The organism is Pararhizobium sp. P1_E7 (genome assembly GCF_056405855.1).
In genome coordinates this window covers 93,113-112,327 of sequence record NZ_JBFUBH010000003.1, presented here as the reverse complement: position 1 = coordinate 112,327, position 19,215 = coordinate 93,113, and the positions used below count along the sequence as shown (strand labels likewise).

General features: G+C 60.9%; 18 protein-coding genes and 1 riboswitch. Of the genes, 11 read left to right on the top strand and 7 right to left on the bottom strand.

Features of this window, described 5'->3' with window-relative positions; translation table 11 throughout:
• Positions 1-52: 52 nt before the first annotated feature.
• From AC1D17_RS05200 to AC1D17_RS05190, 3 genes are all read right to left on the bottom strand, one after another.
• The gene (locus AC1D17_RS05200; RefSeq protein ID WP_477564356.1) at positions 53-1,423 is read right to left on the bottom strand and encodes a glutamine synthetase family protein; all 1,371 of its coding nucleotides are present in this window, start codon (positions 1,421-1,423) and stop codon (positions 53-55) included.
• 104 nt (positions 1,424-1,527) lie between these two features.
• A complete protein-coding gene (locus AC1D17_RS05195) occupies positions 1,528-3,075 on the bottom strand; it encodes an amino acid permease (protein WP_477564355.1) in 1,548 nt (515 codons plus the stop codon).
• A gap of 112 nt (positions 3,076-3,187) precedes the next feature.
• On the bottom strand, positions 3,188-3,955 hold the full coding sequence (locus AC1D17_RS05190; RefSeq protein WP_477564354.1) for an N-formylglutamate amidohydrolase: 768 nt from the start codon (positions 3,953-3,955) through the stop codon (positions 3,188-3,190).
• A 289-nt stretch (positions 3,956-4,244) separates the two neighbouring features.
• Between AC1D17_RS05190 and AC1D17_RS05185 the strand changes: the two genes are divergently transcribed.
• The 6 genes from AC1D17_RS05185 (at position 4,245) to AC1D17_RS05160 (ending at position 10,113) form a co-directional block, all read left to right on the top strand.
• Positions 4,245-5,102, top strand: coding sequence for a MurR/RpiR family transcriptional regulator (locus AC1D17_RS05185; protein WP_477564500.1), 858 nt, complete (start codon positions 4,245-4,247; stop codon positions 5,100-5,102).
• 242 nt (positions 5,103-5,344) lie between these two features.
• Positions 5,345-6,448, top strand: coding sequence for an ABC transporter substrate-binding protein (locus AC1D17_RS05180; protein ID WP_477564353.1), 1,104 nt, complete (start codon positions 5,345-5,347; stop codon positions 6,446-6,448).
• Positions 6,449-6,520: 72 nt separating this feature from the next.
• Positions 6,521-7,393, top strand: a complete 873-nt coding sequence (locus tag AC1D17_RS05175; RefSeq protein ID WP_264221589.1) for an ABC transporter permease — start codon at positions 6,521-6,523, stop codon at positions 7,391-7,393.
• Positions 7,390-8,178: an ABC transporter permease gene (locus tag AC1D17_RS05170; RefSeq protein ID WP_477564352.1), complete on the top strand. Its 789-nt coding sequence runs from the start codon at positions 7,390-7,392 to the stop codon at positions 8,176-8,178. Before AC1D17_RS05175 ends, AC1D17_RS05170 begins: the two co-directional genes overlap by 4 nt.
• A gap of 14 nt (positions 8,179-8,192) precedes the next feature.
• Complete coding sequence (locus AC1D17_RS05165; RefSeq protein ID WP_477564351.1) at positions 8,193-9,257, top strand: ABC transporter ATP-binding protein; 1,065 nt, start codon at positions 8,193-8,195, stop codon at positions 9,255-9,257.
• 124 nt (positions 9,258-9,381) lie between these two features.
• Positions 9,382-9,546: riboswitch (FMN riboswitch) on the top strand.
• Positions 9,547-9,639: 93 nt separating this feature from the next.
• A complete protein-coding gene (locus AC1D17_RS05160; protein WP_477564499.1) occupies positions 9,640-10,113 on the top strand; it encodes a 6,7-dimethyl-8-ribityllumazine synthase in 474 nt (157 codons plus the stop codon).
• A gap of 41 nt (positions 10,114-10,154) precedes the next feature.
• Here AC1D17_RS05160 and AC1D17_RS05155 read toward each other — a convergent pair whose 3' ends face one another.
• The gene (locus AC1D17_RS05155) at positions 10,155-10,958 is read right to left on the bottom strand and encodes a helix-turn-helix transcriptional regulator (RefSeq protein ID WP_477564350.1); all 804 of its coding nucleotides are present in this window, start codon (positions 10,956-10,958) and stop codon (positions 10,155-10,157) included.
• 200 nt (positions 10,959-11,158) lie between these two features.
• On the opposite strand from AC1D17_RS05155, the gene AC1D17_RS05150 reads away from it, so the two are divergent.
• The 5 genes from AC1D17_RS05150 to AC1D17_RS05130 all read left to right on the top strand — a co-directional run bounded on the left by AC1D17_RS05150 (position 11,159) and on the right by AC1D17_RS05130 (position 16,111).
• Positions 11,159-12,241, top strand: a complete 1,083-nt coding sequence (locus tag AC1D17_RS05150; protein ID WP_477564349.1) for an ABC transporter ATP-binding protein — start codon at positions 11,159-11,161, stop codon at positions 12,239-12,241.
• Positions 12,242-12,283: 42 nt separating this feature from the next.
• Positions 12,284-13,444: a polyamine ABC transporter substrate-binding protein gene (locus AC1D17_RS05145; protein ID WP_477564348.1), complete on the top strand. Its 1,161-nt coding sequence runs from the start codon at positions 12,284-12,286 to the stop codon at positions 13,442-13,444.
• Positions 13,445-13,656: 212 nt separating this feature from the next.
• A complete protein-coding gene (locus AC1D17_RS05140; RefSeq protein WP_477564347.1) occupies positions 13,657-14,523 on the top strand; it encodes an ABC transporter permease in 867 nt (288 codons plus the stop codon).
• Positions 14,523-15,353 carry an ABC transporter permease gene (locus tag AC1D17_RS05135; RefSeq protein WP_477564346.1) on the top strand — a complete coding sequence of 277 codons (831 nt, stop codon included), beginning with the start codon at positions 14,523-14,525 and terminating at the stop codon, positions 15,351-15,353. Before AC1D17_RS05140 ends, AC1D17_RS05135 begins: the two co-directional genes overlap by 1 nt.
• Positions 15,350-16,111, top strand: a complete 762-nt coding sequence (locus tag AC1D17_RS05130; RefSeq protein ID WP_477564345.1) for an SDR family NAD(P)-dependent oxidoreductase — start codon at positions 15,350-15,352, stop codon at positions 16,109-16,111. The genes AC1D17_RS05135 and AC1D17_RS05130 overlap by 4 nt, the downstream gene beginning before the upstream one ends.
• A 19-nt stretch (positions 16,112-16,130) precedes the next feature.
• On the opposite strand, the gene AC1D17_RS05125 is transcribed toward AC1D17_RS05130, so the two are convergent.
• The 3 genes from AC1D17_RS05125 to AC1D17_RS05115 all read right to left on the bottom strand — a co-directional run bounded on the left by AC1D17_RS05125 (position 16,131) and on the right by AC1D17_RS05115 (position 19,207).
• Positions 16,131-17,006, bottom strand: coding sequence for an aldose 1-epimerase family protein (locus AC1D17_RS05125; RefSeq protein ID WP_477564344.1), 876 nt, complete (start codon positions 17,004-17,006; stop codon positions 16,131-16,133).
• Between the two features lie 108 nt (positions 17,007-17,114).
• The gene (locus AC1D17_RS05120) at positions 17,115-18,776 is read right to left on the bottom strand and encodes a urocanate hydratase (protein WP_477564343.1); all 1,662 of its coding nucleotides are present in this window, start codon (positions 18,774-18,776) and stop codon (positions 17,115-17,117) included.
• 101 nt (positions 18,777-18,877) lie between these two features.
• A complete protein-coding gene (locus AC1D17_RS05115; protein ID WP_477564342.1) occupies positions 18,878-19,207 on the bottom strand; it encodes a TfoX/Sxy family protein in 330 nt (109 codons plus the stop codon).
• Between the last annotated feature and the right edge of the window lie 8 nt (positions 19,208-19,215).

Genomic DNA, 19,215 nt, shown 5'->3' with positions numbered 1-19,215 from the left:
CGGCACCGCCTGTTCGGGCGTGCCGGACCGGAGCCGTTATAGACCGACGGCGTTACGCCCTCTCGAAACCGCGCGCAACTTCCCAGTCGGTCACGCGGCGGTCATATTCTTCCTGCTCCCATTCGGCAGCGCGGGTGTAGTGTTCGATGACATCCTCGCCGAAGGCGTCGAGCAGCATCTTCGACGAATTCATCGCCCGCGTTGCGTCGCGCAGCGTGCCCGGGATTTCGCGGATATTCTTGCCGCCATAGGCGTCGCCGACAAAGGGGGCTTCCAGCTCCAGCTTGCCTTCGATCCCGGCAATACCGGCCGCAATCAGCGCCGCCATTGCGAGATACGGGTTGAGATCGGAGCCGCCGACGCGGCACTCGATGCGGATTGCCTTGGTACCTTCGCCACACAGGCGGTAGCCGGCGGTGCGATTGTCCTTGCTCCAGACGGCCTTGGTCGGCGCGAAGGTGCCTGCCATGAACCGCTTGTAGGAGTTGATATAGGGCGCGAGGAAATAGGTGATCTCGCTCGCATGCGTCAAAAGCCCGGCGACGTAGTGGCGCATCATCTGCGACATGCCGTATGTGGCTTCCTTGTCGAAGAATTGCGGCGTCTTGCCGTCAGCGCTCCAGAGCGACTGGTGAATATGCGACGACGAACCGGCGGCATTGTAGTTCCACTTTGCAAGGAAGGTGATCGCCTTGCCCTTGGTCCAGGCGATTTCCTTGCAGCCGTTCTTGATGATCACGTGCCGGTCGGCCATGGTCAGAGCATCGGCGTAGCGCACGTTGATCTCCTCCTGGCCGGCGGACGCCTCGCCCTTGGAGTTTTCCACCGGAATGCCGGCACCCTGCAGACCGTTGCGGATTGCCCGCATCACGTCTTCTTCCTTTGTCGTCTGGAAGATGTGGTAGTCCTCGTTGTAGCCGCTGGCGAGCTTCAGATTGCGGTATCCGCTCTCGCGGGCGGTGTCATAGCTCTGGTCGAACAGGAAGAATTCGAGCTCGGTCGCCATGTACGCCTTGAGGCCCATGGCTTCCAGCCGGGCGATCTGGCGCTTGAGAATGGCGCGCGGCGAATGCGGCACTTCCTTGTGGGTGTGGTGATCGAGCATGTCGCAGAGAACCAGCGCCGTGCCTTCGAGCCATGGAATGCGGCGAAGCGTCGAAAGGTCCGGCTTCATCGTATAGTCGCCGTAGCCGGATTCCCAGCTCGTCGACTTGTAGCCGGTGACCGTTTCCATTTCGAGATCGGTCGCCAAGAGATAGTTGCAGCTATGGGTCTCTTCCCATGCGCTATCGACGAAGAACTGCGCGTGAAAGCGCTTGCCCATCAGGCGGCCCTGCATGTCGATCTGGCAGGCCAGAACCGTATCGATGCGGCCTTCGGCGACATCCTTCTTCAATTCTTCAAACGAATAGCTCGCGCTCATTGCAAAAATCCCGTGCTTGATCATACCGAAGCCTTGCGCGGCCCCGTTTGCTGGACGACTGGCGGAAGCCGCACCGACGCGGCTTCCGCACTGTTTTTATCGGATCATTTCTGTCCAACAGCCTTTTCGGCGGCCGCGATTTCAGCTGCGCGACGCGCAACTTCGTCGCCGATCGGCGGGCCCTTGAAACGGCGGCTTTCGAAGCCGAACCAGACGATGCCGGTCAGAATCAGGAAGCCGACGGTCACGTAGAGGGCAGGATCATTCGGAGGCTGAACGCCGAGCACGAAGATCAGCACCATGGCCAGGATCGTCAGCACGGCAAACAGCTTGAACATGCCTTCGCCAAGGTTCCACGGCCCCATCTTGTCCCACTTCGATGTGCCCCAGGCAAAGAGGCCGAGCGTGATCGGGATCGCGAAGGAGAAGAACAGGAAGATGACCGTGCAGGACACGACGATGGTGTAAACCGGCGTCTCGCCGATCGTCACAAGCGACGAGCCCCAAACGAACAGAACCGAGAGGATGGAACCGGTCCAGATCGCTGCGACCGGCGTGCGATAGGCAGGGCTGACCTTTGCCAGAGCCTTCGATGCCGGCAGACCGCCGTCACGCGAGAAGGCGAAGATCATGCGCGACACGGACGTCACCGTGGCCAGGCCGCACAGCCATTGGCTGACCAGGATAGCGAGATAGAGAATGTCCTTGATAACTGGATGGACCTGCGTGTCCATCGCCCAGAAGAACACGTTCCAGCCCTGCTTGGCGGCATCGTCCATGCTGGGAAGCATCAGAACGAAGCTGCACAGCATGATGTAGCCGAACAGAGCCGACCACAGAACCGAAGAGACCATACCGCGCGGAACCGACGTTGCGGCCTTGACGGTTTCTTCGGACGTATGGGCGGAGGCGTCGTAACCGGTGATGGTGTAGATCGGCAAAAGCAGACCCAGCAGGAAGACCCAGGTGCCCGATGTTGCCGGCCAGACGTTGCCGCCGGCTTCGCCTGAATAGTTGGAGAAGGTGAACAGGCGGCCAAACTCGTAGGTATCCGCCGCCGCAAGGCAAGCGGCCGAAAGCGCGATCGCCGTTGCAAAGATCAGATAGCCGGAGAAGTCGGTGAGCTTGGCCGTGAGGCCGATGCCCATGTGGTTCACGATTGCCTGCAGGCCGGTGATCACGACCAGGAAAAGGATGCGGACCGTCGTGGTATCTTCCAGGCCGAAGTAAGGTGTGCCGAAAGATCCCATGAAGAAGTAATAGGTGCCGACATTGATGGCACCGAGAACGGTGACGAGACCAAGCAGGTTGAACCAGGCGGTGACCCAGCCGGTGAAACGGTTGCCGAGGATGGAGCCCCAATGATAGAGGCCGCCGGCCGTCGGATAGGCAGAGCTGATCTGTGCCATGGCAACGGCAAAGACGAGAGAAACGAAGCAGCCGACCGGCCAGCCGATGCCGATGGCGGCACCGCCGGCACCCGAGGTTGCCTGGGCGAGCGAGTTGATGCCGCCCGAAAGGATGCAGATGATCGAGAAGGAAACGGCGAAGTTCGAGAAGGAGCTCATGCGCCGTTCAAGTTCTTGCGCATAGCCCATCGAATGGAGGACCTGCATGTCCTCGTGTTTATCGGTATCTGTATATTCTGACATTTTTTTCCCCTGTATCGACCAGCCTCCGGCTTTATTGCCGGCCGGCTGAAGTGCCGTTGTCCATGGAAGCCCATGGACCAGTCTCCGCGGACATGCCGCTCCCCAGGTCTTTTTATTGTGACAGTGCAGCCAGGCTTTCGCCCAGGAGGCCCGTCAGATAATCGGCCATGACCCTTTGACCGATTTCATCCGAAACGAGATCGTTGCGGATCTCGATCATTACGTTGAGCAGGCCATTCTTCAAGCCGTGCTTGATCAGAGTATGCGTAACGCCGTCGGCCGGTCCATAGGGCTCGTTCCGGCGCACGGCATAACGTGCCGATTTCCCGGCCGCGGCCAGCATCGCGTCCGCCAGCCGGCTATCCTCGTCGTGCAGGATGCCGATTTCGACGTCGCGTTTCTTGCCGTGATAGACCGGCGTGAATGTGTGCATCGTCACCATGACAGGTGGACGGCCATGGGCCTTTCGCGTGGCGATGAAGCCCGAGATGGCGTCGGTGAAAGGCACATAGAGCGCCTCAGTCCGGGCCAGCCGCTCAGCGGCCGAAATGGCTGCATTGCCGGGTATTTCAAAAACTTCGCTGACCGGCGGCATGGCCGCTTCAGCTTCCGGGGGACGGTTGCAATCGTAGACCAGGCGGGAAAAACGCTGGTAGATCAAAGCGGCATCGAGGCTTTTGACCAGCAGTTGCGACACCGCAAGTGCACCGGGATCCCAGGCGATATGGCTGACCAGCGCTTCGGGTGAAAGGCCGAGAGAACCCATTTTTTCAGGAAGGCGGCGCGAGGCGTGTTCGCAGACCAAAAGCACCGGGCTTGGCGCTTCTGCGTTTTCCACTGCTACGGGCGATCCATCCGCCTCTGTCAAAAGCCTCGTCAAATCCGGTCCCCTTCCGGTTGCCTGATCGGCACCACGCATTTCCCGGTCGGGCTGGAAGCCGCTGAAATCATACGTGGAAGCAAGAATCGAACAGCCGGTGATTTCCTCAAATCACGCTTGACTGCCGATACTGAAAAGAATTCTTCACGTTTTAACCCATGTCAACCGGAATCTGAAACGATCTCTTCAAAAAATCCATTGACTCGAATTGTGACAGCGATGTTTACTCTGTCACAAAGCTGGCAGAGACCGGCGCAGGGGATGAATTTTGACCAATACCGTAGGCACTATGACGGTGTCGGATGTGATCAACGCCCATTTTGCCGTGCTCACCCGCGCGGAAAAACAGTTGGCAGCGACGCTTCTCGACAACTATCCGGTTTCCGGACTCGGCAGCATCACGACTGTGGCCGAGAATGCCGGCGTGTCGACGCCGACGGTCGCCCGCATGGTACAGAAGATCGGATTTCGCGGGTTTCCCGACTTTCAGTCGCGGCTTCATCAGGAGCTCGAAGCGACCATTTCCAATCCGATCAGCAAACATGACCGCTGGGCGGCCAATGCGCCGGGCACGCATATCCTCAACCGTTTCGCCGATGCGACGATGAACAATATGCGCGAGACGCTGGCGCAGCTGGAGACCGCCGAATTCGACGGCGCGGCAGCGATGATCGCCGACCGCAAGCGCAATATCTACCTGGTCGGCGGACGCATCACCCGGGCCCTGGCCGACTATTTCTTCACCCATCTTCAGGTCGTTCGCTCCGGCGTCACCCAGATCGCCTCCAATTCCAGTTCGTGGCCGCACTACGTGCTCGACATGAAAAAGGGCGACGTCCTGATCATGTTCGACATCCGCCGCTACGAGCAGGAAATGGAAACGCTGTCGCGCATCGCCCGCGAACGCGGCGTCGAAATCATCCTGTTCACCGACCAGTGGAGTTCACCCATCGCCAAATCGGCGCGGCGCGTCTTCCGCATCCAGATCGAAGCGCCGTCCGCCTGGGATAGCTCGGTCGTCATCCTGTTTGCCGTCGAAGCGCTGATCGAGGCCGTGCAGAGTTCCATCTGGGACGAGACGCATGACCGCATGAAAACGCTCGAAGGCCTGTTCGATTCAACAAGGCTTTTTCGAAAGCCGCTTTAGGAGGAGCAAGTGGTACGGGACGTGGCGCCGGGTAACCGGTACGGGGGACGCTACGATCCGCAAGTCAGACATAAAACTAGTGGCGCCGGCACCCGGGCGGATGTAAATTTTTAAAATAAAATGAAGGTGTTCCGGCTGCGAACGTCTGGTCGCAAAGGGGACAATACCTGTCACATAAGCTTCATCGGACCCCAGTATCAGCTTCCTCGAAGTTGACTGAATTAACCACAAGGAGAAGACCAGTGATTTCACATATGCGCCGCCTGCTTTCGCTTTCGACCGCCATGGTCATGGCATCGACCGCTATTGCCGCTGCCGAACCGAGCGCCGAGCTGATCGCCGCTGCCAAGGCAGAAGGCACGCTGACAACCATCGCCCTGCCCCACGACTGGTGCGGCTACGGCGGCGTCATCGAAGGCTTCAAGGCCAAATATGGCCTCACCGTCAACGAACTCAACCCGGACGCCGGTTCGGGCGACGAAATCGAAGCCATCAAGGCCAACAAGGACAACAAGGGCGACCAGGCCCCAGACGTTGTCGACGTCGGCCTCTCCTTTGGCCCGTCCGCCAAGGCCGACGGCCTGATCCAGCCCTACAAGGTTGAAACCTGGGATTCGATCCCCGACACCGCCAAGGACGCTGATGGCTTCTGGTACGGCGATTACTACGGCGTCATGGCCTTCGAAGTGAACAAGGATCTGGTCAAGGAAAGCCCGAAGGACTGGGCCGACCTGCAGAAGCCGGAATTCGCCAACATGGTGGCTCTCGCCGGTGACCCGCGCACCGCAAACCAGGCCATCTCCGGTGTTTTCGCCGCTGGCCTTTCGGCTGCGGCCGGTGACGTTGCCAAGTCCGGCGAAGCAGGCCTTGCCTTCTTCAAGGAACTGAATGCCAAGGGCAACTTCGTTCCGGTCATCGGCAAGTCCGCGCCGCTTGCCCAGGGCACGACCCCGATCATCCTGCGCTGGGACTACAACGCCCTGTCCGACCGTGACACGCTTGCCGGCAACCCGCCGGTCGACGTTGTGATCCCGGCTTCGGGCGTTGTTGCCGGCGTCTACGTCCAGGCGATTTCGGCCTTCGCTCCGCACCCGAATGCTGCAAAGCTGTGGATGGAATACCTGTATTCCGACGAAGGTCAGCTCGGCTGGCTGAAGGGCTATTGCCACCCGATCCGCTTCAACGATCTTGCCAAGAACAACAAGATCCCGAAGGAACTGCTCGACAAGCTGCCGCCGGCCGCTGCCTATGAAAAGGCCGTGTTCCCGACGCTCGAACAGCAGGAAGCCTACAAGGAAGTCATCACCAAGGGCTGGGATACAGTCGTTGGCGCCAACGTACAGTAAGACTGTCGCAACAAGGCCTTCCCGCAACCGCGCGGGAAGGCTATTTTTCAATTCTTGACAGACGGTTTCCGGATGAGCGCCAACAGGGCCATTGATTTGAAGAAGACGGCCATCGATTGGCTGGGCATTACGCCGTTCCTGCTGTTTGCAGTGATGTTCCTGATTGCCCCGACGCTCTATCTGGTCACCGGCGCGTTTCTCAACCCGGCCGGCGAATTCACGTTCGAGAACATTGGCGGCCTGTTCACCGACAAGATTCTCGCCTCCTACTGGATTTCCATCAAGGTCAGCCTGGCATCGTCGATCGGCGGTGCCCTGATCGGTTTCTTCCTCGCCTGGGCCGTGGTGCTCGGCGGCCTGCCGTCCTGGATCCGGTCTTCGCTTCTGACTTTCTCGGGCGTTGCATCCAACTTTGCCGGCGTGCCGCTTGCCTTCGCCTTTCTGGCGACGCTCGGCCGTACCGGCCTCGTCACCATGATCCTGCGCGACTGGTTCGGCATCAATCTCTATGCCACCGGCTTCAATCTCTTGAGCTTCGTCGGCCTGACGCTGACCTACATGTATTTCCAGATCCCGCTGATGGTGCTGATCATCACCCCGGCCCTCGACGGTCTGAAGAAGGAATGGCGCGAAGCTGCCGAAATCCTTGGCGCGACAAACAGGCAGTACTGGACCAAGGTGGCCCTGCCGATCCTGTTCCCGAGCATTCTGGGCACGACGCTGCTTCTGTTCGCCAACGCTTTTGGCGCCATCGCGACCGCCTATTCATTGACCGGCTCGACCTTCAACATCGTACCGATCCAGCTCTATGCCCAGATCCGCGGCGACGTTCTGCACAATCCCAATCTCGGTTACGCCCTGGCGCTCGGCATGATCGTCATTACCGGGATTTCCAACCTCATCTACATCTGGCTCCGCATGCGCGCCGAACGGTGGCAGAAATGAAGACACAAAAAATCGGCGCCTGGATCGCGGTTCTGTTCGGTGCGTCCTATTTCATCGTTCCGCTGATCGCCACGTTCGAGTTCTCGCTGCGCATGCGCCGTGGCGAGTATTCCTTCGATGCCTATCGCTCGGTGTTCTCCGATATCCAGTTCCGCGAATCCTTCAGCTATTCGATCGTGATGGCGATCCTGACAATCATCTTCGGGGTGCTTCTGGTCGTACCGACGGCCTACTGGGTTCGCCTGCGCCTGCCGCAGATGCGGCCGGTGGTCGAGTTCATCACGCTGATGCCGCTGGTCATCCCGGCCATTGTCATCGTGTTCGGCTATCTACGGCTCTACAATTCGTCCTCCTATATTCCGTTCACCGGCTCGGCACGCGGCACAGACCTGCTGCTGATGTTTTCGTTCATGACGTTGTCGCTACCCTATATGTACCGCTCGGTGGACACGGCCATGCGCACCATCGACGTCGGCATATTGACGGAAGCCGCACAAAGCCTCGGCGCATCCTGGCCGACCATCATGTTCAAGTGCATTTTTCCCAATGTCATGAGCGGCGTACTCTCCGGCGCCTTCATCACCTTTGCCATCGTCATCGGCGAGTTCACCATGCCGTCGCTGCTCAACCGCCCGGCCTTCGGTCCCTATCTACAGCTGATCGGCGCCAACCGCGCCTATGAGCCGCCGGCGCTCGCGGTCATCGCGTTCGCCATCACCTGGGGATGCATGGTGCTTCTGCAGCTCGTCTCCCGTTTCAGCAAATCGGCTCCTTCCAAGCCCTGAGGTATTGATCGTCCATGTCCTTTCTCGAACTCGCCGGCATTCAGAAGAGCTTTGGCCCCGTACAGGTGGTCAAGGATTTCGACATGACCATCGAAAAGGGAGAATTCGTCTCCTTTCTCGGACCGTCTGGCTGCGGCAAGACGACAATTCTCAGAATGATCGCCGGCTTCGAAACGCCGTCGGCCGGAACGGTCATCATCAACGGCCGCAACCAGAATGAACTGAAACCCAACCAGCGCAATATCGGCATGGTCTTCCAGGCCTATGCACTGTTTCCGAACATGACGGTGCACGACAATGTCGCCTTCGGCCTGAAGATCGCCGGCATGGAAAAGTCGGCAGTCGATGCCCGTGTCAAGGAGATGCTCGGCCTCATCCATCTCGGCCACCTCGCCGACCGCTTCCCCTATCAGATGTCCGGCGGCCAGCAACAGCGCGTGGCGCTCGCCCGCGCCCTTGCTCCGAAGCCACAGGTTCTGCTGCTCGACGAGCCACTGTCGGCCCTCGACGCCAAGATCCGCGTGTCGCTGCGCGAGGAAATTCGGGCGATCCAGCAGCAACTCGGCATCACCACCGTTTTCGTCACCCATGACCAGGAAGAAGCCCTGTCGATCTCGGACCGCATCGTCGTCATGAACGGTGGACGTGCCGACCAGATCGGCACGCCGTTCGACATCTACAACAAGCCGGCCACCCGCTTCGTCGCTTCCTTTGTCGGCACGCTGAACATGATCGAAGCCAAGGTTGCCGATCCTGCGACCAACAGGATTACGATTGGCGATCAGGGCATCACGCTGCGCGAACCGCTCGGTTCCACGCTCAAGGCTGGCGACAAGCTGTCGCTTGCCTTGCGGCCGGAGGCGGGCTCGATCGCCGAAGGTGCCAAGGGCGACACGGCGCTGACCGGCCAAGTCGTTTCCAGCAACTTCCTCGGCTCCGTCATCCGCACCCGAATGAAGGTCGGCGATGCCGTCATCTCCTTCGACATGTTCAACGCGCCGGGCCTGACGCCGCCGGCCGTCGGCGAGGTCGCGACGCTACGGTTCACGGCCAGCGACCTGCTGATCATCCGCGAATAACCACGGGCATCCGGAACAACGTGTTTCAGGCGACGGATTTTTTAGAAAAAATCTGTCGCCTTTTTCGTTGTAGGCGTCGCTCACCGCATTTGACGGCCGCCTGCCATTGTCTATAGTCGGCATCGCACGTTCTCAGGGCGGGGTGAAACTCCCCACCGGCGGTAACGGGACGACGTTCCCGGAGCCCGCGAGCGCTTCATATCCCTATGCCTGCATAGAGGTATGAAGGTCAGCAGATCCGGTTAAATTCCGGAGCCGACGGTTAAAGTCCGGATGAAAGAGAGCAAGCAGATCAGGAGACCTCCATCCAAGGGGTCGCCGCGCCTGCGTGTTCGCCCAAGGGGATCATTGAAAAATGGCAACCTTGAAAGGCCAGACTGACATGACAATCGCTTCCCATCCCACCCAGACAATCGCCATCATCCGTGCGCGCTGGCACGCCGATATCGTCGATCAATGCGTCAACGCCTTCGTTGCCCATTGGGAAAAGCTCGGCGGCAAGGCATCGGACGTCGAGATCTTCGACGTGCCCGGCGCGCTGGAAATCCCGCTGCATGCCCAGACGCTCGCCAGAACCGGCCGCTTCTCGGCGATCATCGGTTCCGCCTTCGTCGTCGATGGCGGTATCTACCGTCACGATTTCGTCGCCTCCACCGTGCTCGACGGCATGATGCGGGTTCAGCTCGATACCGGCGTGCCGGTGCTGTCGACCGTGCTTACCCCGCACAACTTCCAGGAATCCGAACAGCATATCCGCTTCTTCCGCGACCATTTTGTCGTCAAGGGTGTGGAAGCTGCCAATGCCTGCTCGCAAATCCTTCATGCCCGCGCGCAGCTGGCGCTGATCAACGCCTGATCCAATGGCGGCACGGCATCCTCGTAAGGGGCCGTGCCTCTCTACTGTCCGAGATTTTTCAGGTAGATCGACAAGAGCTGCGTMTGCGAGGAAATGCCGAGCTTGCGGTAGACGTTGCGGCGATGGACCTTCACCGTTCCGGTGGAAATGCCAAGCCTCAGTCCGATCGATTCGGATGAATGGCCCTGCAGCACCAGTTCGACGATCGATGCCTCCCGTTCCGTCAGATTGAGATTGCGCCACACCCGATCGGCGGCCGGATGGGCAGACTTGCGCCCGCCCCTTTCCCTTTTGGCCAAAGCCGCATCGAAGCGCCGGCCAAGATCCGGCCAGGCATGGCGAACCAGACCGGCCACCACCGGTTCGGCCTTTTTCAACAGCGAAAATTCGGTTGCCGGAAACCCGCCCGACCGCTCCCGCCGCATCAGCGACAGGACGACAGTGATGCCCTCCTCCAGTGCGATGAAGAACCCGATCTCTTCCGCCAGTCCCGTCTGGGTATAGTAACTGCGGAAATATTCGCTGGAAAAGAACCGGTCCGGAGCAAGTTCGCGCATCCGCCAGACACCGGGTCTGGGCTCGCACGCCGCAAGATAGAACGGATCGAGCAGGAACGGCCCGGCCTGATACAGGCTGACGAAGATCACATGTTCATCCGGCGTGAAGGTGCTGTAGAGATCGATCGGCCGCTCCTTTTCGCGATAGGCGAAAATGACGGCATAATCGAAGCTGACCAGAGAGTGCATCAGCGCACGGAAACGGTTGCCCGCCTCGCCGTCACCGATGGACGCGCCGCCAATCATCGGCCCGAGCGTCCTGAACAGTGCCTCCAGATCAATGCTCATATGTCCCGTCCAGCCTGCAAAAAAGAACGGCAATTGCCCTCAGGGTATACACCTTCCATACCGGTGAATAACTTGAAATACCTCTTTCGGGGTATATACCGCCCATGGCCGTTTTGAATAGGCTATTGGCCAGACGGTGAGAAACGGGGCGGCCGCAAGAAAGCCCGGTATTCTGAAAAACAACCGCGGGGAATTTTTAAGTGACATCCGTTTCAGCGAACGACATCGAGTTCCGTTCGGTCACCAAGCTCTATGGCAGCGTGACCGCCGTTTCCGACATAAACCTTGCGGTGCCGAAAGGCGCTTTCGTGGCGCTGCTTGGGCCGTCCGGCTGCGGCAAGACCACATGCCTCCGAATGATCGGCGGGTTCGAACAGCCGAGCCATGGCACGGTCCTGATCGACGGCCGCGAGATGAACGGCGTCCCGCCCTATCGGCGCCCCGTCAACATGGTCTTCCAGCACTATGCGCTTTTCCCGCATTTCGATGTCGAGCAGAACGTCGCCTATGGCCTGAAACAGGCTCGGCCGAAGCTGGCCGCCGCCGAAATTTCCGCCCGGGCACGACAGGCCCTCGAGATGGTCCGCCTCGGCGGTTTCGAAAAACGCCGCATCCATGAAATGTCCGGCGGCCAGCAGCAGCGCGTGGCGCTGGCCCGCGCCATCGTCAACAAGCCGTCCGTGCTTCTGCTCGACGAACCCCTGGCGGCTCTCGACAAGAAGTTGCGCACCGCCATGCAGATCGAACTGCAGACGCTGCAGCGCGAACTCGGCATCACCTTCGTGCTCGTCACCCACGATCAGGAAGAGGCGCTGTCGATGAGCGACATGGTCTGCGTCATGAATGCCGGCCGTATCGTGCAGATGGCCAAGCCCCAGGAAATCTACGACCGGCCCGCCGATCTCTTCGTCGCCGATTTCGTCGGCAAGACCAACCGGATTGCGGCAACCGTCGAAGCCGGCGGCACGACCTTGCGGCTACCGAACGGAACGGAGCTTGCGGCTCGGTCCGGCCTCAAACCGGGTGCGGCAACTGTGGCATTGCGGCCGGAAGCGATCGAGCTTGTCCGGCAGTCAAACGGCAACGGCAGCCAGCTTACCGGCACAGTCACCCACCGAATTTTCCTCGGCTCGACCGCCGAATACCAGATCAACGTCGATGGCCTTGGCGATTTCCTCGTCACCGCCGACCGGCGCAGCGTGCAGGAAAGCGATCTCGTCGAACCGGGCGAACGGGTCGTGCTCAACTTCGATCCCGGCAAAGTGCATGTTTTTCCGGCCTGAGGACAAGGCCGTACACGTCAAGACAAAAAAGGGAACAGCGTCATGACAAAGTGGTACAGAGAAAATGCCCCGATCACTGCCGAAAGCCTGACTGACGAATGGATGCGCCTGAAGCGCGGCTCGGTCACCCGCCGCCACTTCCTCGGCGTCACCGGCCTTGGCCTGGCCGCAGCCGTTCTCGCCCGCCAGCCCGGCGTCTTCAACGCGACCGCCTATGCCGACGACCTCGGCAAGACCATGTCGCTGGCGACCTGGCCGAACTATCACGATCCGGCCAGCTTCGAGGCGTTCACGGCTGCGACCGGCGTTGCCGTCGAAGTCAACGTCTTCGGCTCCAACGAGGAAATGCTGGCGAAGCTCCAGGCTGGCGGCACCGGCTGGGACCTGTTCGTTCCGACCAATTATACGATCTCCACCTATGTCAAGCTCGGCCTGATCGACCCGCTCGACATGGCAAAGCTGCCGGCGTTTTCACAGGCCTCGGAATCGGCCCGCTTCACCTCCGAAGGCGCCATCGACGGCACGACCTACGCCTTGCCGAAGAACTGGGGCACGACGGGCATGGCCGTCAACACCTCGAAGATCAAGACGAAGGTCGCCTCCTGGAAGGACTTCTTCGAGGTCGCCATGACCGAGGCCGACGGCCGCGCCATGGTCCACGACTATCAGCTGACGACCATCGGCAGCGCGCTTGTGTCGCTTGGCTATTCCTTCAATTCGATCAAGCCGGAAGAGCTCGCCAAGGCCGAAGAACTGCTGATCAAGGTCAAGCCGCATCTCTACGGCATCAACAGCGACTACCAGCCCGGCATGCGCGCCACCGACGCCTGGATGACCATGTGCTGGACCAATGACGGCGCCCAGCTCAACCGCGACATGCCGGAAATCGCCTATACCCTCGGCACCGACGGCGGCGAGATCTGGACGGATTTCTACGCCATCCCGAAAAGCGCCGCCAACAAGCCGGCCGGCTACGCCCTGCTCGACTATCTGATGACGCCGGACCATGCCGTCAAGGAACACATCGCCAACGGCGCGCCGACGACCGACAGCCGGGTGCTGGCGCTGCTTCCGGCCGAGGTCACCTCCAACAAGATCGTCTATCCGGACGAGACGTCGCTGACCAAGCTGGAATTCGGCGCGGCCGTGACGTTGACCGATCCGGCCCGTGCCGAACTGATGGCACGCTTCAAGTCGGCTTGATCTTTCCGGACGGTATAGCCCCTCATCCGGCCTGTTGGCCACCTTCTTCCCACAAGCGGGGAGAAGGGAGGAGCGGCCGCTCCCGCGAAAACCCATCGTTTTCGAGTGAAGCGTAACACGCCCCCGATCGTCCCCTCTCCCTGCCTGCGGGGAGAGGGCTAGGGTGAGGGGCAAAGCCTCACACATCGAAGCATAAGACAGGACCAACCCGCATGCCCATGACCACCGACCGAAAACGGCAACTGCTGACCGCGGCCCTTGTGGCGCCTGCCGGGTTATGGCTGTTCGTCTTCCTCGTCCTGCCGTTCATGGCGATGGTGGTCTTTTCCTTCGGCGAGCGCGCACCGGAGGGCGGTTATCAGCCTGCCTTCACCTTCGCGCAATTCGCCAATCTCCCGTCGCGCGCGGCCGCCTTCTGGAACACCATGATGATCGCGCCCGCCGGCGCCCTCCTCTGTCTGATCGTCGCCTATCCGGTCGCCTACTATCTCGCCGTCAAATCCAATCCGAAGTACCGGCTGATGCTCGTCTCCCTCGTCGTCGTGCCCTTCTGGACAAGCCTGCTCGTGCGCACCTATGCCTGGATGTACATTCTGGGTTCACGCGGCATCCCGAACCTGCTGAGCATGATCGGCATCGAGGATGTGCGGCTCCTGAATACGCCTGGCGCCGTGCTGCTCGGCATTGTCTATGGCTACCTGCCGCTGATGATCATGCCGATCTATGTCAGTCTCGAAAAGCTCGACCGCCGCCTGCTCGAAGCCTCCGCCGATCTCGGCGCCAGGCCGGTCTCGACCTTCTTCGGCATTACCCTGCCTTTGTCGCTACCCGGCGTCATGACCGGTGTGGCACTCGTCACCATCCTATTGCTTGGCGAATATCTGATCCCGCAGCTGCTCGGCGGCGGCAAGGTGTTCTTCATCGGCAATGCGCTGGTCGATCTCTTCCTGCAATCGCGCAACTGGCCCTTCGGCTCGGCAATCGCCGTGACGCTCGTCGTGGTCGTCGTCATCGTGCTGACGGTGGCGATGCGCATTGCCTGGAAAGTCTCCGGCTCAAGACAGGTGGATCTCGTCTGATGCGCGCTCTCGTCACGTCCGTCTATCTCTTCCTCTATGCGCCGATCGCGCTGGTCGTGCTGTTCTCGTTCAATGCAGGGCGCAGCGCCAGCGAGTTCACCGGCTTCTCGACTGTGTGGTACGGCAAGGCGCTTGGAAACACGTTCCTGATCACGGCCTTGCAGAACAGCCTGATGATCGCCTTGACCAGCGCCGTTCTGGCGGCCGTCTTCGGCACCATGGCAGCGCTCGGCATGCAGCGCCTGAACAGCCGCAGCCGCGCCATCTTCGACGGCCTGTTTGCCGCGGCCATCGTCGTGCCCGGCGTCGTCATCGGCATTGCCACCCTGGTGGCGCTGGTCGAGGTCTTCTCGTTTGTCAACCCGGCGCTCGCCGCGATCTGGCCCGGTGACAAGCCGCCGCAGCTCGGCCTCGGCTACGGCTCGATCATCGCCGCGCATGGCCTGTTTTCGCTGGCGCTGGTCACCATGATCGTCAAGGCCCGCATTGCCAGCCTCGGCCGCGATATCGTCGAGGCCTCGGGCGATCTCTATGCGACGCCGTTCACCACCTTCCGCCAGATCGTCCTGCCGCAGATCCTGCCGTCGGTGCTTGCCGGCTTCCTGCTCGCCTTCACGTTTTCCTTTGATGATTTCATCGTCGCCTTCTTCGTTGCGGGCTCGAAGACGACCTTGCCGATCTACGTCTTCGCCTCGATCAGGCGCGGCGTGACGCCGGAGATCAACGCGATCGCCACCATCGTCCTGGTCGCCTCGCTGTTCATGATCCTGATTGCCCGCGTGCTGATGCGGGACAAGACAACAAAAGTGCAGGCCGGGAGTAGACAATGATCCTGAAAGACCGGGTGGCCATCGTCACCGGCGCCGGTTCCGGCATCGGCCAGGCGGGTGCTGCGATCATGGCGCGCGAAGGCGCCCATGTCGCCGTCGCCGATCGCAGTGCCGAAGGTGCCGCAGAGACCGTGGCGATGATTGAGAACGCCGGCGGCAGTGCCGAAAGCCTCGTCCTCGACGTCACCGACGACATATCGCTTCAGGCGGGCATCGCTTCCGTGCTTGAGCGCCATGGCCGCATCGACATCCTGCACAATCACGCGGGAGCTCAGGTGGCCGGCGATCTCGAACAGGTGGAAATCGAAGGCTTCGACCGCTCCTGGAGCCTGAATGTCCGCGCCCATTTCATGGCCGCCCGCTTCGTCATACCGGCGATGAAGCGCCAAGGTTCCGGCGTCATCCTCAACACGTCGTCCTCTTCCGGCGTGCTCTACGACCGTGAGATGATTGCCTATACCACCACAAAACACGCCGTCATCGCCATGACCAAACAGATGGCCGGCGACTACGCGAAATTCGGCATCCGCGTCAACGCGCTCTGCCCCGGCTGGGTCGATACGCCCTTTAACAGCCCTTTCATCGCCCAGATGGGCGGACGCGCCGCGATCGAGGCCTATGTGCGCGAGAAGGTGCCGATGGGACGATGGGCAGATGTCAGCGAGATCGCGGAATCGATCCTGTTCCTCGTTTCCGGCCGCTCATCCTACATGACTGGACAGATCCTAGTTGTCGATGGCGGCGAAGCCGTCGTGTGAAACGCGCCCGCCTGGCTGCCTATTCTTCAGACGGTATCTCGACGGAAAACGCGAAACGTGCCGTCGCACCCGGCTCCAGCGTCACGGTGTAGGGCCGCTCATCGAGCGCATTGGAGCCGCCGGCACGCGCCGCCATTCCATGCCAGGGCTCGATGCAAAGAAACGGCGCCCCGGGCTTGGTCCAGAGTGCCAGATTGGGCAGGTTGTCGAATTGAAACCGCAGGGGCGGACCGCCCTTCGCGCCATAGGCAAGACCGGTTCCGGCACCTTCAGGAAAGATCATCGCATCCGCATCGAACATCGCCGGATCGAGCTCCAGCCGCCCGCCATGATACGGTGAGCGCAAGACAGTGGGGTCCAGAAGCCCGGCCTGGACGCGAACAAGCGGCGGCTCGGCGCCGTTGTCCAGGGTGACGGCATGCGGCTGCCCCGCAGCGCCGGGCAAAGGCCAGACGAAGGCCGGGTGAAACCCGATCCCGAACGGCATTGCCTTGACGTCGCGATTGCCGACTTCGGCCGCCACCGTCAGCCTATGGCCGTCCAGCCGATGTTCAACGGCAAGAGCGAACTCGAAGGGATAGACCGATCGCGTCGTCTCCGATGCCGCCAATTCATACCGGCACATCGCCGGTGTCGATACGGCAAGCGAGAATTCGCTGCGGCGGGCAAACCCATGCTGCGCCATGGGGTAGGTCTTGCCATCAATCGAAATCGTATCGCCGGGCGCCTTGCCGACGATGGGGAAGAGAATGGGCGAACGGCCGCTCCAGAAGGCCGCATCGCCGTTCCACAGCCACGCACGCCCGTCCCGGCTGGTGATCGCCTGCATTTCGGCACCGAGCGACGAAATATCGACGGCCAGATGCTCGTTTTCGATCCGCACAGAAGCTGGCATGGTCTGGGTTCTCCGCGTTGTTCGCGGGCACACTAGTGTTGTTCCAGAACAAACGGAACCGCTCAGGCGGAGTAATTTTCAAGGCTTCGATGAAGCGTTCACCGTCGATCAATCCAGAGCGATATAACCGATCCCCTTTTTGCCGATTTCGTCCACCGACTCCTCATAACCGGCATCGGCGTAGCGGATGACACCGAGCGACGTGTCGTTGGTCAGCGCATGACTGAGCCGCTCCGCCCCCTCCTCCGTGCCGTCGGCAACGACCGTCACGCCGCAGCTGGTCATATAGCCGGCATAACCGCCGCCGCCGGAATGGACGACGACGAGATCGGCCATCGATGAGCAAAGCAGCATGGCGTCAAGCAACGGCCAGTCGGCAATGGCGTCGGAACCGTCCTTCATCCGTTCGGTCATGATGTTCGGATGCGCCATGGCGCCGGCGTCGAGATGATCGCGGGAAAAGGCGATCGGCCCCTTGAGATCGCCGGATGCGACCAGCGCATTGACTGCCACCGCCAGCTCCGTCCGCTCGCCATGGCCGAGCCACGCGATGCGGGCCGGCAGCCCTTCGAATGGCACATTTTCACGGGCAAGGCGTATCCAGTTGGTGACGATCTTGTTGTCGGGGAACATTTCGAGCAAAAGATCGTCGATGCGGGCGATGTCGCACTCCTCGCCCGACAGCGCCATCCAGCGGAAGGGGCCGATGGCGCGGGCAAACAGCGGCCTGAGATAGGCCTCAGTGAAGATGCGGATATCGAAGGCATTGGCAACGCCGCCCTCGCGCGCCTGGGTGCGGATCAGGTTGCCGTTGTCGAAGACTTCTGCGCCCTTGGCCTGGAACTCCAGCATGGCCTTCACATGATCGACGATCGAGGCGCGGCTTGCGGCCATCAGCTGCCCCTGCCCGTCGACACGCAGCCGCTTGACCTCCTCAAGGCTCATGCCCTTCGGCACATAGCCGTAAACGAGATCGTGGGCCGAGGTCTGGTCGGTGACGATATCCGGCACGATGCCGCGTCTGGCGATTTCAGGGTAGAGTGCGGCCGCATTGCCGACAAGGCCGATGGAGGTGGCGCGCTTTTCCTTGACCGCCTGATCAATCATCGCCAGCGCCGTATCGAGATCCGGCGCCACATGTTCGAGATAGCCGATCGCTTTTCGCTTTTCGGCGCGGACGGGATCAATGTCGATGCACAGGATCGCAGCCCCCGCCATGCGGCCGGCGAGCGGCTGCGCGCCGCCCATGCCGCCCAAGCCGGCGGTCAGGATGAAGCGCCCGGCGAGATCGCCACCGAACCGGTTTTCGGCGATCCGCATGAAGATTTCGTAGGTGCCCTGAATGACGCCCTGGCTGCCGATATATTGCCAGGCGCCGGCCGTCAGCCCGCCCCAGCAGATTAAGCCCTGCCTTTCCAGCTCGTAGAATACCTCGGCCTTTGCCCATTGGCCGACAATGTTGCAATTGGCCATGATCACCAGCGGCGCCTTGGCATGGGTCTTTAAAAGCCCCACCGGCTTGCCGGACTGGATCACCAGCGTCTGGTCCTCGTCCATCTCCATGAGCGTCTTTACGATGGCCTTGTGGGAGGCCCAGTTGCGCGCCGCCTTGCCGAGTGCGGCATAGACGATCAGATTGTCCGGATCCTCGCCGACCGAAAGGACGTTTTCCAGCAGCCGCAGCAATGCCTCCTGCCGCCAGCCCTTTGCGCGCAGTTCCGGGCCGCCGGGGATGGGAAAGTTCGGGTGACGGGGGTTGGCCTTCGGCATCTTGGTCTTTCCTTCTTCTTGTCTGCGATCGCGTTCCGGCCGCCTTCACGCCACTCCCGTAAAGGGTTGGTGTAGGGAGGAGGCACGGCACCGTTTTTTGTTCATTTTGGCGGCAGCGAGAGAACATAGGCGAGTGCCGCGTCAAGCAGGCGCTTGCGCAGTGCGTCGTCTCCAAAGGCCTGCGCACCTGCGCGCACCCAGCCATTCATCCGACGGTCACCCATCACCATGAGCTCAATGCCATCGAGCTCCAGCGCCCAGCCATCATTGCCCTTGCCGAGGCGCACCAGCATGCCGTCGTTGCGCGCGCCGCAAAGAAGATTGCCGTCGAGGAGAAAGGCAAGGCCACCGAACATCGGCTTCTCGGAAAGCCCCGATCTCTCGCCGAGCTCCTGCCTGATCAGTTCCTCAAGACCGGCATCGCGCGACATGGCACATT